The sequence below is a fragment of the Diaminobutyricimonas sp. LJ205 genome, assembly GCF_009755725.1.
Taxonomy (GTDB): Bacteria; Actinomycetota; Actinomycetes; order Actinomycetales; family Microbacteriaceae; genus Ruicaihuangia.
In genome coordinates, this window is the sequence record NZ_CP046619.1 from 3174695 (window position 1) to 3189693 (window position 14999).

Sequence of the window (14999 nt, forward strand, 5' to 3'; positions counted from 1 at the left end):
CGCTAGGCGCCGACGTCCCAGCCGTGGTGCACCACGTCGTGCAGGTAGTACCGCGCGAAGCTCTGCACCGTGAAGTTGGCACCATCGCTACGGCGTCCCGGCCGGTCCCACTGCGTGTCGGTGACCGTATCGAGTTTCGCGGCGAAGGATTCCGCGGCATCCAGAATCTCGGCGGCGACGACCGCCGGGTCCTGCTCGTTGTACCGCTCCGCCACGGCAGTGTCGTCCTGATTCCAGTTGGGGAATTCGGGGTCGTCGTTCTCCAGCATCAGCGCGACCCGGTATTCACCGAGGCGCAGCACGTCACGCACGTGCGCACCGTACTCGAGCGGCGACCACGTCTCATCGTTCGGGCGCACGCGGGCGTCCGGGCGCGCGAGCACTCCCGGCCAGCGGGCGGCCTGGTCGCGCAGCGCGGCGGAGACATCCGTTCGGGCGATCGTGCTGGCGTCATATCCGCAGTCCGGGCAGCGGCGGCTGAGCACCCAGGTCCAGTCCTTGGTGTCGCGGGTTATCGGCATGGTCCCATCGTCGCGGACCCCGGCCGCCGGTACCGTAGATTTCATGCCAACCTGCACGTCGCGCGTTTCGGCGGGACGTGACGCCACATGAGCGCCGGACGCCCGTCGCCGAACCGGCTGGTCGGCGGCATCGTCGGGGGCGTGTTCCTGCTGCTCGGTCTGGGCGGCTTCCTGGTCACGCTCGAGCTCGGGTTCTTCGAAGCACCCGGTGCGCAACTGTTCGGCCTGCTCGAGGTGAACCCGGCGCACAACCTGCTGCACGTCGTCATCGGCGGCGTGCTGGCCGGGGCGGCGGCGATCGGGGTTACGGCGTCGCGCACCGTGAATGCGGTTGTCGGCGCGGTGCTGTTGATCAGCGGACTGGCCGGGTTGTTCCTGGTCGGATCCCCGGCGAACATCCTCGCCGTCAACGCGACCGGGAACGCGCTGCACTTCGCCGCCGCGGTGCTGCTGCTGGCCGCCGGGCTCGGCACCGAGCAGCCGAAGCGCACGCACTAGCCCCCGCTGCCAGCGCGCCAGCACCTGCTGTCAGCGCGTCCGTGCCCGCTGGGTACGTGCGTGCCCGCTCGAGCAGGCACAGACGTACCAGTGGGGCACGAACACTTGGCCGGCCGCGGCGGGATGCCGCCGGCGGACTCAGTCGGCCGGCGCCTCCACCGGCATGACCTGCCCGCCGGTGATTGCGACCAGCTGATCGAAGCTGAGCGGGAACACCGTGCGCGCATGTCCGGCAGCCGCCCAGATCTCGCCGTAGCGGGCGAGGTCAGCATCGACGATGGTGCGCAGGGGAGCCGGATGCCCCACCGGCGCAACCCCGCCGATCACCTGGCTCGTGGCCGACTGCACGGCATCCGGTTTCGCGCGGTGAATGGTTCCGCCCAGTTGCTCTCCCAGCCAGCGGGTGTCGACCCGGTGCGCGCCGGAGGTCATCACCAGCAGCGGCTGCCCGTCCAGCTCGAAGACGAGCGAGTTCGCGATCGCACCGACCTCGATGCCGAGTAACCGGGCAGCGTCGACGGCGGTCGTGGCGTGCTCGTCGAGCCAGCGCACCCGCGGTTCGACGCCGGCGGCGGTCAGAGCCGCTTCGACCCGGTCAACGGCGGCGTGCGAGGGGCTTGTGGTGGTGTCATCCGTGCTCACGCGAGCACGCTACCAAACCCGCCCACCCTCGTGAGATAGCCGAAAATGCTAGTCCGCGGGCGGGAACACTAGCATTTTCGGCTAACTCACGGGTCAGGGGACCGGAGTAGCGGCGATCGCCGGCACCGCGGTGGCCTGCGCCATGAACCGCCGCACGTTCTCATCGACGATGATGTCGCTCGGCCGCAGCGGCCGGGTCAGGTACAGGCCGTCGAGCGTGCTGATTCGGCTCAGTGCGACGTAGGTCTGGCCCGGCGCGAAGGACCGTTGGCCGAGGTCGACGATCGCCTTCTCATAGGTCTTGCCCTGCGACTTGTGGATGGTGACCGCCCACGCCAGCCGCAGCGGGAACTGGGTGAACTCGGCGACCACGTCCTTGCGCAGCTCCCTGGTGGCCTGGTTGTAGCTGTACTTGTACTTCTCCCAGACCGTCGGCTGCACCTCGTGCTCCTCGCCGTCGATGTCGACGAACACGGTGGAGCCGATCCTGGTGACCGTGCCGATGCTGCCGTTCACCCAGCGCTGGTCGGAGTCGTTCCGCAAGAACATCACCTGCGCGCCGACCTTGAGCTGCAGAGACTCGTCGGCGGGGTAGGAGCGCCCGCCGAAATCGCCGTTCACCTCGGCGCGCGCGGTCTTCGCCGTGCCGGTCAGCCGGCCGAGGGCGGCGGCGTTGATCCGGTTCACCGTCGCGTTGGTGGTGGCGAGCGTGATCGCGCCCTCGCGGGGCGCGGGACGGGCGCCGGTGTCGTTCAGCCGCTTGGCCATCTCGGCGGTGACCTGGCCGTGACGCACGCCGTTCAGCAGGTACTTGAACTCGGCTTCGTGCTGCCGGTGGATCGTGGTCAGCTCGAAGATCCGCAGGTGGGCGTCGTTCCACACCCTGGCGTCGAAGAACCAGATCGAGGCGTAGTGGTCGCGGAAGTACGCGCGCTCGTCGCCGTCGCCCGGCACTGGCGCGAGTTGGTACGGGTCACCGAACAGCACCACCTGCACGCCACCGAACGGCTCGTTCTTGCGCTGCCGGGCCTGCCGCAGGCTGCGGTCGATCGCGTCGAGCAGGTCGGCGTTCACCATGGACACCTCGTCGATGACGAGGGTGTCGGTGGCGTTCAGCAGCTTGCGCACCTCGGCGGATTGCTCGATCTCGCTGCCCGCGATCACACCGATCGGCAGCCGGAACAGCGAGTGAATGGTCTGCCCGCCGACATTCAGCGCCGCGACCCCGGTCGGCGCGCAGATCAGCACCTGCTTGGAGGTGTTCCAGGCCAGGTGGTTCAGCAGCGTCGATTTACCGGTGCCGGCGCGACCGGTGACGAAAATGTGCTCACGCGTCTTCTCGATGGCGTCGAAGACGGCAGCCTGCTCGGGGGAGAGGGGCAGCGCGGTCACGGCATCCAAGCCTACCGTCGCTGCCCGAACGCGACTTGTGCGCGATCTAGGATGTGGAGGGTGCGCCGGTCTGTCATCATCTGGTCGGTCATCTTCGGTGTTTTCGTTGTGGCATTCACCGGCACGGTGATCGCCCTCAACTCCACCCTCTTCAGCGCGGGTGGCTTCGTTCGCGTGTACCTGGATTCGCTCGCCCGGCAGGATGTGGAGGGCGCCATGGAGCTGCCAGGCGTCACGGTTCCGGATGCCGCGGCCACCGACCTGCTGACCGCCGACGCCATGGCGGGCCTGAACAACATCGAACTAATCTCGGACACCCCACTCGAAGACGGCCGGCACGCGGTCACCTACGGCTACACGATTGCCCGCACCGAGTCGCAAACCACCTTCGTCGTGGAGCCGGCCGGTACCGTGTTCGGGCTGTTCGGTGCGTGGCGCTTCGCCGAGACCCCGGTGACCACGCTGAACGTCGCCGTGCTGCACGACACCCGGTACAGCGCGAACGGCGTGGACGTCGTCGCGGATCCGGAGCATCCGGCCGCCGTGTTGACCCCCGGCCTGTACGTGCTCGACCACGCCACCGAGTTGCTCGAGGCCGACGCGGTTCCGCTGATGGTCTCCACACCAAATCAGCCCGCCGGCGCCACGGTGGTGACGCGCGCGACCGGCGAGTTCGTCGCGCAAGTGCAGGAGGAACTGAACGGCTACCTGGACGACTGCGCCACGCAGAGGGTGCTGATGCCCAGCGGATGCCCGTTCGGCCAGCAGATCAGCGGCCGACTGGAGAGCGAGCCGCAGTGGTCGATCGTCGCCTACCCGGCGGTGACGATCGTGCCGGGCCCGGCGGTGGGAAGCTGGCAGGTGCCGAAGACGGATGCCACCGCCCATCTCACTGTCGATGTGCGCCGGCTGTTCGATGGCACCCTGTCAACCTATGACGAGAACGTGCCGTTCTCGGTGCAGTACCTGATCACGTTCGAATCCGACGGCGACCTGCTGATCACCGCGCAGTAGTGTCCCGCTCCGCCTGCGCCGCGAGCATCGCGTTGTAGGCCGCGAGCTCGGCGTCGCCCGATCGGTCCTCCTGGCGGTCCTTGCGCTTGGACTCCTTGGCGTCGCTGCGGCTCCACATGATCGCAACGATGATCGCCAGCGCCACCGTCGGGATCTCCCCGACGCTCCAGGCGATTCCGCCGCCGACGCGCTGGTCGGCGAGGGCATCCGTTCCCCAGCCCATCGCGCCGTACCAATCGGCGAGCAGCAGGCCCTCGCTGGACATGATCGCGAGCCCGAAGAACGCGTGGAACGCCATGGTCGCCAGCAGCACCATAAGCCGTGCGGGATAGGGCGCCCGATACGGGATGGGGTCGGTTCCGATCAGCACCAGCGCGAACAGGTAGCCGCTCGCGAGGAAGTGCACGAGCATCCAGTAGTGCCCGACATGGTCGGTCACCGCCCAGCTGAACAGCGGGGTGAAGTAGAAGAGCCACAGCGAGCCGGCGAAGATGATCGCTGCCACGATCGGGTTGGTCAGCACGCGCATGTACCGCGAGTGCACGGCGAGCATGATCCATTCGCGGGCACCACGACTGCCGTCGGTGCGGCGCTCGATCGTCCGCAGCGCCAGGGTGACCGGGGCGCCGGGCACGAGCAGCACCGGGATCAGCATCGTCAGCATCATGTGCGCGAGCATGTGCACGCTGAACAGGTAGTCCTGGTACACGTTCATCGGCCCGCAAGTCACGTAGAACAGCACGGCGACGCCGACAAGCCAGAGCACGGTGCGGTAGACCGGCCAGCGGTCGCCGCGACGTCGCAGCCGCCAGACGCCCGCCAGGTAGAAGAAGGCCAGGAAGCCGCAGACCAGGCTCCAGAGTGGATCCAGGTTCCACGCGGTGAACCAGGTCGACGGCTCGATCGGCGCGGGCAGCGGCTTTCCGGTGAGCAGTTCCGCGGGAGTCGGCGCGGCAGTTTCGGCGACGACGATCTCCGCCTGTGGGGGAGCGGTCCGACCGAGCGCGGCCGCGACACCGGAGGCCACGCCCATGAAGGCGAGTTCGGCCGTGACCATCCACCAGAACAGACCACGCCCGGGCTCGGCTGACGCGCTCATCCGGCGGATCAGGAACTGGCGCTGGAACGCCCCGAACGCGCCGAGCGCGACGAGCGCCGCGACCTTGGCCAACACGAGGAGGCCGTAGGGGGTGGCCAGGTTCTCCAGCTGGCCGACCCGGATTTCGGCGCTGACATAACCGGATGCCGCAACCACCACGAAGCACACCAGGGCCAGACTGGAATACCGCTCGAGCACCACCAGCAACCGCGTGTGGCCCAGGTTCTTCTTCAGTAAGACGATGGTGAGCAGGCCACCCAGCCAGACCGCTGCGCCGACCATGTGCATCCACAGCGCAGTGACCGCGGCGTCGTGGTCGGCGGTGCCGCCGGCGTGCCCCTGCGATGACAGTTGGACGACCCCGGCCATCGCGAGTGCCGTGACGAACAGCAGCACGGTGCGGTTGCGCACCGCGAAGCAGAGCACGGTGACTACCGCGGCGATGAGTACCGCCCACAGCCAGGACTTGCCCAGCTCGGTGGTGGTGAGGAACCGGGCGAGCAACTGGCCGAACCGGTCGTCGAAGGTGATCGGCTCCAGATAGATGGTCATGAAGGTGAAGAACGCCGACGTTGCCGCGGCGACGGTCCACACGGCCGCTGATCCGGCGGCGATGTCGAGCGCGCGGTCGAACTCTCCGGCCGCGCCGCGGCGAGGGCTGGGGGAGAGGGCGAAGGCGGCAAGCGCGAGCGCCCCGAGCGTGCCGGCGACCGACAGGTTGAGGAGCACGGTGACCACCGGCAGGCCCCAGCGGACGGTGTCGCCGGGGTCGGCGATGGGCTGCTCAGCCGCCCCGCCGCCGACGAGAAGGCCGACCGTGAGGGCTGCGAGCGCGGTTGCGATCAGCACCGCAGGCGCAACGATCCGGGTAAAGCGTGCCACCTGTCCAGCCTAGGCGAGGGTGCTTGGAGGGAAGCACAAAGGGGATGCCGACCGCGTTAGCGGCGGGCATCCCCTTTGTCGAGTCTTGAGTGACTTACTTGGCAGCAGCCTTGAGCTTCGAGCCAGCGCTGATCTTCACGCCGTTGCTCGCGGCGATCTGGATGGCCTCGCCGGTCTGCGGGTTGCGGCCGGTGCGGGCGGCGCGTGCGGTGCGCTCGACCGAGATCCAGCCCGGGACGGTGACCTTGGTGCCATCGCCGACAGCCTTGGCGAGGGTGGCAAACAGGGCGTCGAAAACGCCGTTGACAGCAGCCTGGCTCAGGCCAGTCTCGCCGGCAACAGCTGCAACGAGCTCGGTGCGGTTCAGTGTGTCAGCCATATGAATGTCCTCCTCGGACGTTGTGCAGTTGAATGTAGTTCCGCCACGCCCGAGGCCCGGCAGAACCGCGTTCAAACTAACAGAGATCCGCGTAAACACGCGGATTTCCGGGGATTTTCAGCGCTCAATCACACAAAAGGGGGCGAAGACCGTGGTCTCCGCCCCCTTTTTGAGGTGTTTTAGTGCTTACCAGCTCGACTTGGTGATGCCGGGCAGCTCGCCACGGTGCGCCATGTCGCGGAAACGCACACGCGAAACGCCGTACTTGCTGAGGACACCACGGGGGCGGCCGTCGATCGAGTCGCGGTTGCGCAGGCGAACCGGCGACGCGTTGCGCGGCAGCTTCTGCAGGCCGACGCGGGCGGCCTCGCGGGTCTCGTCGGTGCCGTTCGGGTCGACGAGCGCCTTCTTCAGCTCGAGACGCTTCGCGGCGTAGCGCTCGACGATGACCTCGCGCTGCTTGTTACGGGCGATCTTGCTCTTCTTAGCCATGTCTTAGCGCTCCTCGCGGAATTCGACGTGCTTGCGCACAACGGGGTCGTACTTCTTGAGCACGAGGCGGTCGGGGTTGTTGCGACGGTTCTTGCGAGTCACGTAGGTGTACCCGGTACCGGCGGTGGAGCGGAGCTTGATGATCGGACGGACGTCCTGCTGCTTGGCCATTAGATCTTCTCCCCACGCGCGAGCAGGTCCTTGACAACCGACTCGATGCCACGAGCGTCAATCACCTTGATGCCCTTGGCGCTGAGCGTCAGGGTCACGTTGCGGCGAAGCGACGGCACGAAATACGTCTTCTTCTGCACGTTCGGGTCGAAGCGGCGCTTCGTCCGACGGTGCGAGTGCGAAATGTTGTGCCCAAAGCCGGGAGTGGCTCCGGTCACCTGGCAGACTGCTGCCATTGGTTTCCTCCATTGCTACCGCAGGGCGATGAATCGCCCTGCCCAAGGTCACTTGTCGGCGCACGACACCCGCCTGCTTCGAAAAACCGGTGGGATTATGCACAAGGTGAGCGCAGACCGCGCCCAACCAACGTTCAACCTTACTTGACCGTGCCTAACCCTGCAAATTCGCTCGTGGGCGCTGTCATCCCGCTGATCGAGCTTGCCGAGATCTCCCCGTGGGCGCTGTCGGCTTGGGTCCATGGGCTGCGCCCATGGACGCCCGTACGCCACACCCCAGCTCCAGGCACCCAAGCCGACAGCCAGTTGATCGGAAGGGACGACGCTCGCCTGATGAGCGGCTCGCCGCGCCTCACCCACTAAGGGACGGGCCTGACGATTGCCACAATGCACACGCACGGGCCTCGATTGTTGTTTGTAGTGAACAAACGGAACGCTTCCTCAGGGCGCGTGCTGCCTCTTACGGTGACATCAATCCCCTGAGAACAAAGGACAGTTCAATGGTTGACACGTCGCCCCGCCCCGACATCGCCGAGCCTGCGGTAAGCACCGGACCGATTGCCGTTCCTTCGGCTCGCGTCAACGTGGAGGCCCTCGGCCGACAACTCCTCGGTACCTGGGCGGATGTCCGACTCCGCGCCCGGGAACTCGCTGGCCGACCCGAGATGCAGCGCATCGAGGGTCAGTCGATGGCGGAACACCGCGAGCGCACGCTCGGTCAGTTGCGGGTCCTGGTCGAGAACGGCCAGCTCAACCGGGCGTTGCCGAAGTCGCTGGGCGGACTCGACGACCACGGCGGCAACATCGCCGGGTTCGAGGAGCTCGTGATCGCGGATCCCAGCCTGCAGATCAAGTCCGGCGTGCAGTGGGGACTGTTCGCCGCGGCCGTCCTGCACCTGGGCACCACGCGGCACCACGAGGCCCTGCTCCCCGACATCATGAACCTCACCGTTCCCGGCGCCTTCGCGATGACCGAGACCGGCCACGGGTCGGATGTCGCCTCGATTGCGACGACCGCGACGTGGGACCAGGCATCCGACAGCTTCATTCTGAACACCCCGTTCCGCGGCGCCTGGAAGGACTATCTGGGCAACGCGGCGCTTCACGGCCGTGCCGCCGTGGTGTTCGCCCAGCTCATCACCAAGGGCGTGAATCACGGTGTGCACGCATTCTATGTGCCGATCCGTGATGAGGACGGCGCCCACCTGCCCGGTGTCGGAGGCGAGGATGACGGCCTCAAGGGGGGCCTGAACGGCATCGACAACGGCCGGCTTCATTTCAGCCACGTCTCGGTGCCACGCGAGATGCTGCTTGACCGGTACGGGTCCGTCGACGAGAACGGGGACTACTCCTCGCCAATCGAAAGCCCTGGACGCCGCTTCTTCACCATGCTCGGCACCCTGGTGCAGGGACGGGTATCGCTCGACGGTTCGGCCACCGCGGCATCCGCCATGGGCCTCGCGATCGCCATCACCTACGGCAACCAGCGTCGCCAGTTCACCGCCTCCAGTGACACCGAGGAAGAAGTGCTGCTCGACTACCAGCGGCACCAGCGCCGGCTGATCCCCCGGCTCGCCACCACGTACGCGCAGACCTTCGCGCACGATGAGTTTTTGGTGAAGTTCGACTCCGTGTTCAGTGGTCGAACCGACACCGACGACGACCGGCAGGATCTCGAGACCCTGGCGGCCGCGCTCAAACCGCTGTCAACCTGGCATGCACTCGAGACCCTGCAGGAAGCCCGGGAGGCCTGCGGCGGAGCCGGCTTCCTCGCCGAGAACCGGATCACCGGACTGCGCGCAGACCTGGACATCTGGGTCACCTTCGAGGGCGACAACAACGTGTTGCTGCAGTTGGTGGCGAAGCGGTTGCTCACCGACTTCAGCCGCAAGTTCGCCAAGGCGGATGCCGGCGCGATGGCCCGGTACGTGGTCGTCGAGGCCGCGGACCGGGCCTATCACGGCACCGGCCTGCGTCGTCTGGGGCAGACGATCGCCGACTTCGGGTCGACCGCCCGTTCGGTCGGCCAGCTGCGGGAGACCAACATCCAGCGGCAACTGCTCACCGACCGGGTGGAGACCATGATCGGCGGGGTGGCGCACGCCCTGCGCAACGCGCGCCGGCTCCCGACGGCCGAGGCCGCCGCCCTGTTCAACTCCCAGCAGAACGAGCTGATCGAGGCAGCGCGCGCCCACGGAGAGCTGCTGCAGTGGGAGGCCTTCACCCGCGCCGTGGCGAACACGACCGACCCGGGGACCAAGCAGGTGCTGACCTGGCTGCACGACCTGTTCGGGCTCGGCCTGATCGAGAAGCACCTGGCCTGGTACCTGATGTACGGCAGGCTGTCGCCGCAGCGCGCCCAGTCGGTCAGCGCGTACATCGATCGGCTGGTGGCGCGGCTGCGTCCGCACGCGCAGGACCTGGTCGACGCGTTCGGCTATGGGCCCGAACACCTGCGCGCCAAGATCGCCACCGGCGCCGAGGCTGAACGGCAGGACGAGGCCCGCGCGTACTACGCGAAGCAGGCGGCATCCGGAACCGCGCCGGTGCCCGAGAAGTCGTTGAAGAAGTAACCGTGCGAATCGGTTACTCGGTCGGGTACTGGCGGCAGGGGCCTCCCGCGGGCGCGCTCGAAGCGATCCTCGAGGCGGAACGGCTGGGCTTCGAGTCGGTGTGGACCTCGGAAGCGTACGGTTCAGACGCGTTCACCCCGCTGGCCTGGTGGGGGTCGCAGACCTCACGGATCAAGCTCGGCACCGCGATCGCGCAACTGTCGGCGCGCACCCCGACCGCCGCCGCGATGGCGGCGCTCACCCTGGATCATCTCTCCGGCGGGCGGGTGATCCTCGGGCTCGGGGTATCCGGACCGCAGGTGGTCGAGGGTTGGTACGGCCAGCCGTTTCCCAAGCCGCTCGCCCGGACGCGGGAGTACGTCGGGATCATCCGTGACGTGCTCGACCGGCGGGGGCCGGTCACCGCGCCGGGCGAGCATTACCCGCTGCCGTACCAGGGGTCGGATGCCTCGGGCCTCGGTAAACCGCTGCAGTCGACCGTGCACCCGCTGCGCTCGGAGCTTCCGGTCTATCTCGCGGCTGAGGGTCCGAAGAACGTCGCCCTGGCCGCCGAGATCGCCGACGGCTGGCTGCCGTTCCTGATCTCGCCGCGCAACAACGCGGAGTACGCGGGCTACCTGGCCGAGGGCTTCAACCAGCGTTCGAGCGAACGGTCGCCGGTGGCGGCATTCGAGGTGGCCGCGCCGGTCGCGGTGGTGCCGAATGCCGACATCGAGGCGGCCGCCGACGCGGTGCGCCCGATGATCGCCTTATATGTCGGCGGGATGGGCGCGAAGGGGGCGAACTTCCATCGCAACGTGATCGACCGGCTCGGCTACACCGCGGAGTGCGACCGCATACAGGAACTGTTCCTCGCGGGACGCAAGGACGAGGCGATCGCCGCGGTGCCGACTCGACTGGTGGAGGAGATCGCCCTGATCGGGCCGCCGGAGAAGATCCGCGATGACCTCGCGGCGTGGGAGGAGTCGGTGGTCACCACCCTGCTGGTGCAGGGCGATGCATCCGCGCTCCGCACCATCGCCGACCTGCTCAGCTGACCGGGCCAACCGCTGGTCGAGCTTGCCGAGACCCATAACGGATCTCGGCAAGCTCGATCGGCGGGAGGACTAGCGGCGGGAGCACTCCGCGCAGAGACCGAAGACATCGACGACGTGCGAGGGTTCGGTGAAACCGTGCTCCGCCGCGACCTGGCGCGCCCAGGCTTCAATCGGGTCGGCCTCGATCTCAACGGTGATCCCGCAGTTGCGGCAGATCAGGTGATGGTGGTGGCCCGAGGTGCAGGCGCGGTACAGGCTCTCGCCATCCTGCTGCAGGCTGTCCGCCTCACCCGCCCCGGCGAGACTCGCCAGCGCCCGGTAGACGGTGGCCAGCCCGATCGGCGACCCGGTTTCGCGCAGCGTCGAGTGCAGGGCCTGCGCGCTGACGAACCCTTCGGCGTCGCCGAGGGCCTCACGCACGGCTTCCCGCTGCCAGGTGTTGCGCTTCATGCCACCCACCGTACCTTCGGCCGCACGGAGTCCACGAGCCGGCGCAGGCCGAGGCTGAGCACGAATACCAGCGCCGCGAACAGCGTGATCGCACCGCCGGCGCTGAGGTCGAACGCGGCGCCGACGAGCAGGCCGACCACCGCCACGGCGGCACCGACGAGCGGTGCGGCCAGCGTCATCCCGGCGATCGAGCGCGTCCACAGGCGGACCGATGCCGCGGGGCCGACGATCAGCGCGATGGCGAGAATGCTGCCCACCGCCGGCATCGCCACCACGACCGTTCCGGCGATCAGGATCAGGCTGATGGTCTCGGGCAGCCACGGTCGCCGTCCGCTGGCGCGGTACCCGTTCACGTCGAAACTGGAGAACAGCAGCTCCTTGCCGGCGACGCCGAGCACGAGCAGCGTGAGCAGCAGCATCCCGAAGGTCAACCAGACGTCACCGGCGCTCACGGTGAGGATCGAACCCACCAGGAACGACTCGATCTGAATCGGCAATTCCGGATTGGCGGCCTGCAGCAACGCGCCGAGTGCGAAGCCGGAGGTCAGCACGATGCCGGAGGCGACCTGGCCGCCGAGCCGCCGGATCGCGGCGAGGGCAGACATCACACCGACCAGCACCAGGCTGAACACTGCGGCGCCGAACGCGGGGGCAAGACCCAGCACGACCGCGGCGATCGCGCCGGGGAAGGTCGCGTGGGTCAGCGCGGTGGCGAAGAACGCGCGGCGCCGGATCACCACCAGCACGCCGACGAGCCCGGCAAGACCGCCGATCAGCACCGCCTCGATAAGGGCGAGCGAGAAGAAGCTCATCGCGCCTCACCTCCCGCGAGGACCGCGGCGCGTGGTGCGGCGTCCTTGCGGCGGCGCAGGCGAAGAGTGGCGCGGCGCAGCCCGAACAGGGCGAGGGCGATTATGAACAGCGCCAGCAGGGTGAGCACAACGGTGGCGCTGCCGGGCAGGCTGACGCCGGCGCGCACGGACGCGTCGAAGCTGTGCGCAAGCCCGAGCCAGCCGGCCAGGGCGATCGAGACGATCCCGACGAACACGGTCACCGCGAACCGGCTGCTCGCCAGTCGGCCGATGGCTGCCGGGATGATCAGCAGCGCCAGCATCAGCAGGGTGCCGAGGGCACGGGATGCCGCGACCACGACCAGGGCGATGGCCACGTTCAGCACCAGATCGAGCGCGAGCAGGCGGTAGCCGGCGGCCTCGGCGCCTTGGCGGTCGAAGGCGCGCAGGAACTGCTCCTTCGCGGTGAGCAGGACCAGCAGCACGGCGACGCCGGCGAGAGTCGCGGTAGCGGCGACATCCGCGTCGGTGAGCGTGAGAATCCGGCCGAAGAGCAGTTCGGACAGCTGGCCGACGTAGTCACTCTGCCGCGAGACGATGATCACACCGATCGAGAACATGCTGGTCAGCACCACGGCGACGGCTGCGTCGTCGGGCACCCCGCGCCGCGAGACCAGCGTGAGCACGACCGCGGCGACCACCGCGGCGATGGTTCCGCCGACGAGCAGTCCGCCGGAGCCGGCGATCGCGAAGCCGATGACCACGCCCGGGAACACCGCGTGCACCAGGCCGTCGGAGAGGAACTCCAGCCGTCGCAGGTTGGCGAACGCGCCGAGCAGCCCGGCGGCGACGGCGAGCACCAGCATCACGGTGAGGGCGCGGGCCATGAACGGCAGCTGGAACGGGGCGAACAGCAGGTCGGTCACGGTCAGTGACTCTCGTGGTCGGGCACGTGTAGGGAGTGTTCGTCCACCTCGACGGCCGCCATCGGGTGGGTGCGCGCGATCAGGTCGAGCGTCAGCGTGTCCTTGACCGGTCCGCAGGCCACCTGCCTGTGGTTCACCAGCAGCACCAGGTCGGCGGCCTGCTGGGCGAGGGAGATGTCGTGGGTCGACATGACAATGGTCATGCCGTCGGCCTTCAGCCGATTCACGGTGGCGATGAGGCCGGAGCGGCTGTCGGCGTCGAGCCCGTTGAACGGCTCGTCCAGCAGGAGCAGGGAGGGGTTGGAAACTATGGCCCGAGCGAAGATCGCGCGCTGCCGCTGTCCGCCGCTGAGTCGACCGAAGCGGGTGTGCGCGTGCGGGGTGAGCCCGACGAGATCGAGCGCCCGGTCGACGGCATCCCGGTCGGCGCGGCTGGGCCAGCGCAGCCAGCCGATCCGCCGGTACAGTCCCATCGTCACGACCTGGCGCACCGATACCGGGAAGTCCGGGTCGATCGTGTCGCTCTGCGGCATGTAGCCGGTGCGCAGTCGCGCGGCGGCGGCATCCGTGCCCAGCACGCGCAGCCGTCCGGCGGTGACCGGCACCAGCCCGAGGATTCCGCGCAGGATGGTGGACTTGCCTGCCCCGTTGGGGCCGATCAGGGCGACCGCCTGTCCCGGCTCGACAGTCACGGTCACGCCGGTCACCGCGGGCGCGGCGGAGTTGTAGGCAAGGCTGACGTCGTCGAAGGCGAGCGCGGGGTCGGGCACGGTGGGTCCTACTCAGTCAATGCGGTCGGCAGCGGGTCGGCAGTCATGCCCCAGCCGTTGAGTAATTGGCGGATGTTGTGCGCCTGCGCACCCAGGTAGGTGGCCGCCTCGGAGTCGGCCGGGCCGAGCGAATCGACGTACAGGGCGTCGGTGCCGGTGAACACCTGCACCCCGGCGTCGCGGGCGATCGCCTCGGCGCTCTTCGGTGACAGCGACGCCTCGGCGTACACGGCGGTAGTGCCGGTGGCCTTGATGGCGGCGACGAGGGAGTCGATGTCGGATGCCGAGAGCTCGGCGTTGTCGTCGAAACTCGGCACGACCGAGCCGACGTAGGTGATGCCGTAATCCCGCACGAAGTAGCCGAGTGAGTCGTGATTGGAGACCAGCAGCCGCTGCTCGGCCGGCACCTTCTCGATCTGGGTCGTCGCCCAGGCGTCGAGTTCAGCGAGCTTCGCGGCGTACTCGTCGGCGTTCGCCTGATAGTCGGAGGCGTTGCCCGGGTCAGCCTCGATGAGGCCGTCGGCGATCTCCTGCACCATCAGTTCGGCGTTCCGGATGCTGGTCCAGATGTGCGGGTCGCCGCCGACATGTGCGTGGTCATGGTCGTGGTCGGCGTGCTCGTCGGCGCTCTCGCCGGCGTGCGCATCTTCGTCGACGTGCGCCTCCTCGTCGGACTCTTCCTCGGCGTGCGCTGCTTGCTCGGCTTCAGCGTCCGTGCCGAGCAGTTCGATGTCGCGGCTGCTGTCGATGGCGACCCCGTCGAAGCCGGAGGCCTGCACGGCTCCGCCGATCCATTCCTCCAGGTCGACACCGTTCAGCACCAGCACGTCGGCCTCGGCAAGGGCGAGCAGGTCGGCGGGCGTGGGATCGAAGCTGTGCGCGCTGGTGTTGGGTTTCAGCAACTGTGTCACCGAGGCCGTGTCTCCGGCTACCGCGCGGGTGAGGTCGGCGACCTGGGTCGTCGTCGCGACGACTTTGATTCCGGCGCCGTTCGCGCCAGTCGCGTTCGTGTTCGTGCTGGCGTTGACGCTGGAGCATCCGGCGAGGACGGCGATGGATGCCGCGGCCAGGCCGAGCACGGACAACACGGGTTTCTTCACCCGTTGACACTAAACGCTATTGATAA

The 14999-nt window shown here is 68.2% G+C and carries 18 protein-coding genes; 5 read left to right on the forward strand and 13 right to left on the reverse strand.

The features are described 5' to 3' along the window. Positions 1-2 precede the first annotated feature (2 nt). Positions 3-521: a DinB family protein gene (locus GO591_RS15460; protein ID WP_157157642.1), complete on the reverse strand. Its 519-nt coding sequence runs from the start codon at positions 519-521 to the stop codon at positions 3-5. A gap of 87 nt (positions 522-608) precedes the next feature. Here GO591_RS15460 and GO591_RS15465 point away from each other — a divergent pair, with 87 nt between their 5' ends. Then, positions 609-1019, forward strand: a complete 411-nt coding sequence (locus tag GO591_RS15465) for a DUF4383 domain-containing protein (protein WP_157157643.1) — start codon at positions 609-611, stop codon at positions 1017-1019. Between the two features lie 138 nt (positions 1020-1157). On the opposite strand, the gene GO591_RS15470 is transcribed toward GO591_RS15465, so the two are convergent. Both GO591_RS15470 and GO591_RS15475 read right to left on the reverse strand, forming a co-directional pair. Further along, entirely contained in the window at positions 1158-1661 is a 504-nt protein-coding gene (locus tag GO591_RS15470) for a YbaK/EbsC family protein (protein ID WP_157157644.1), read from the reverse strand. Between the two features lie 93 nt (positions 1662-1754). Further along, the gene (locus tag GO591_RS15475) at positions 1755-3053 is read right to left on the reverse strand and encodes an ATP-dependent DNA helicase (protein WP_157157645.1); all 1299 of its coding nucleotides are present in this window, start codon (positions 3051-3053) and stop codon (positions 1755-1757) included. A gap of 60 nt (positions 3054-3113) precedes the next feature. On the opposite strand from GO591_RS15475, the gene GO591_RS15480 reads away from it, so the two are divergent. Beyond that, a complete protein-coding gene (locus GO591_RS15480) occupies positions 3114-4067 on the forward strand; it encodes a hypothetical protein (protein ID WP_157157646.1) in 954 nt (317 codons plus the stop codon). On the opposite strand, the gene GO591_RS15485 is transcribed toward GO591_RS15480, so the two are convergent. The 5 genes from GO591_RS15485 to rpmB all read right to left on the reverse strand — a co-directional run bounded on the left by GO591_RS15485 (position 4054) and on the right by rpmB (position 7326). Beyond that, positions 4054-6048: a bifunctional copper resistance protein CopD/cytochrome c oxidase assembly protein gene (locus GO591_RS15485; RefSeq protein WP_198295499.1), complete on the reverse strand. Its 1995-nt coding sequence runs from the start codon at positions 6046-6048 to the stop codon at positions 4054-4056. The genes GO591_RS15480 and GO591_RS15485 overlap by 14 nt on opposite strands. A 94-nt stretch (positions 6049-6142) precedes the next feature. After that, on the reverse strand, positions 6143-6427 hold the full coding sequence (locus GO591_RS15490; protein WP_157157647.1) for an HU family DNA-binding protein: 285 nt from the start codon (positions 6425-6427) through the stop codon (positions 6143-6145). A 186-nt stretch (positions 6428-6613) separates the two neighbouring features. Continuing rightward, complete coding sequence (rpsN, locus tag GO591_RS15495; RefSeq protein WP_157157648.1) at positions 6614-6919, reverse strand: 30S ribosomal protein S14; 306 nt, start codon at positions 6917-6919, stop codon at positions 6614-6616. A 3-nt stretch (positions 6920-6922) separates the two neighbouring features. Continuing rightward, complete coding sequence (gene rpmG / locus GO591_RS15500; RefSeq protein WP_104095703.1) at positions 6923-7090, reverse strand: 50S ribosomal protein L33; 168 nt, start codon at positions 7088-7090, stop codon at positions 6923-6925. Next, complete coding sequence (gene rpmB / locus GO591_RS15505) at positions 7090-7326, reverse strand: 50S ribosomal protein L28 (protein WP_157157649.1); 237 nt, start codon at positions 7324-7326, stop codon at positions 7090-7092. The genes rpmG and rpmB overlap by 1 nt, the downstream gene beginning before the upstream one ends. Before the next feature lie 174 nt (positions 7327-7500). On the opposite strand from rpmB, the gene GO591_RS15510 reads away from it, so the two are divergent. The 3 genes from GO591_RS15510 (at position 7501) to GO591_RS15520 (ending at position 10936) form a co-directional block, all read left to right on the forward strand. Then, entirely contained in the window at positions 7501-7689 is a 189-nt protein-coding gene (locus tag GO591_RS15510) for a hypothetical protein (protein ID WP_198295500.1), read from the forward strand. Between the two features lie 137 nt (positions 7690-7826). Beyond that, positions 7827-9899, forward strand: coding sequence for an acyl-CoA dehydrogenase family protein (locus GO591_RS15515; RefSeq protein ID WP_157157651.1), 2073 nt, complete (start codon positions 7827-7829; stop codon positions 9897-9899). Positions 9900-9901: 2 nt separating this feature from the next. Continuing rightward, positions 9902-10936, forward strand: coding sequence for an LLM class F420-dependent oxidoreductase (locus GO591_RS15520; protein WP_157157652.1), 1035 nt, complete (start codon positions 9902-9904; stop codon positions 10934-10936). A gap of 69 nt (positions 10937-11005) precedes the next feature. On the opposite strand, the gene GO591_RS15525 is transcribed toward GO591_RS15520, so the two are convergent. From GO591_RS15525 to GO591_RS15545, 5 genes are read right to left on the reverse strand one after another with little or no spacing between them, the layout of a single operon-like run. Beyond that, positions 11006-11386 (reverse strand): Fur family transcriptional regulator, encoded by a 381-nt coding sequence (locus GO591_RS15525; RefSeq protein WP_157157653.1) that lies wholly within the window; start codon positions 11384-11386, stop codon positions 11006-11008. Continuing rightward, the gene (locus GO591_RS15530; protein ID WP_157157654.1) at positions 11383-12198 is read right to left on the reverse strand and encodes a metal ABC transporter permease; all 816 of its coding nucleotides are present in this window, start codon (positions 12196-12198) and stop codon (positions 11383-11385) included. The genes GO591_RS15525 and GO591_RS15530 overlap by 4 nt, the downstream gene beginning before the upstream one ends. Further along, positions 12195-13103, reverse strand: coding sequence for a metal ABC transporter permease (locus GO591_RS15535; protein WP_232466208.1), 909 nt, complete (start codon positions 13101-13103; stop codon positions 12195-12197). Before GO591_RS15535 ends, GO591_RS15530 begins: the two co-directional genes overlap by 4 nt. A 2-nt stretch (positions 13104-13105) precedes the next feature. After that, the gene (locus GO591_RS15540; protein ID WP_157157655.1) at positions 13106-13873 is read right to left on the reverse strand and encodes a metal ABC transporter ATP-binding protein; all 768 of its coding nucleotides are present in this window, start codon (positions 13871-13873) and stop codon (positions 13106-13108) included. Positions 13874-13881: 8 nt separating this feature from the next. Beyond that, a complete protein-coding gene (locus tag GO591_RS15545; RefSeq protein WP_157157656.1) occupies positions 13882-14973 on the reverse strand; it encodes a metal ABC transporter substrate-binding protein in 1092 nt (363 codons plus the stop codon). Positions 14974-14999 lie beyond the last annotated feature (26 nt).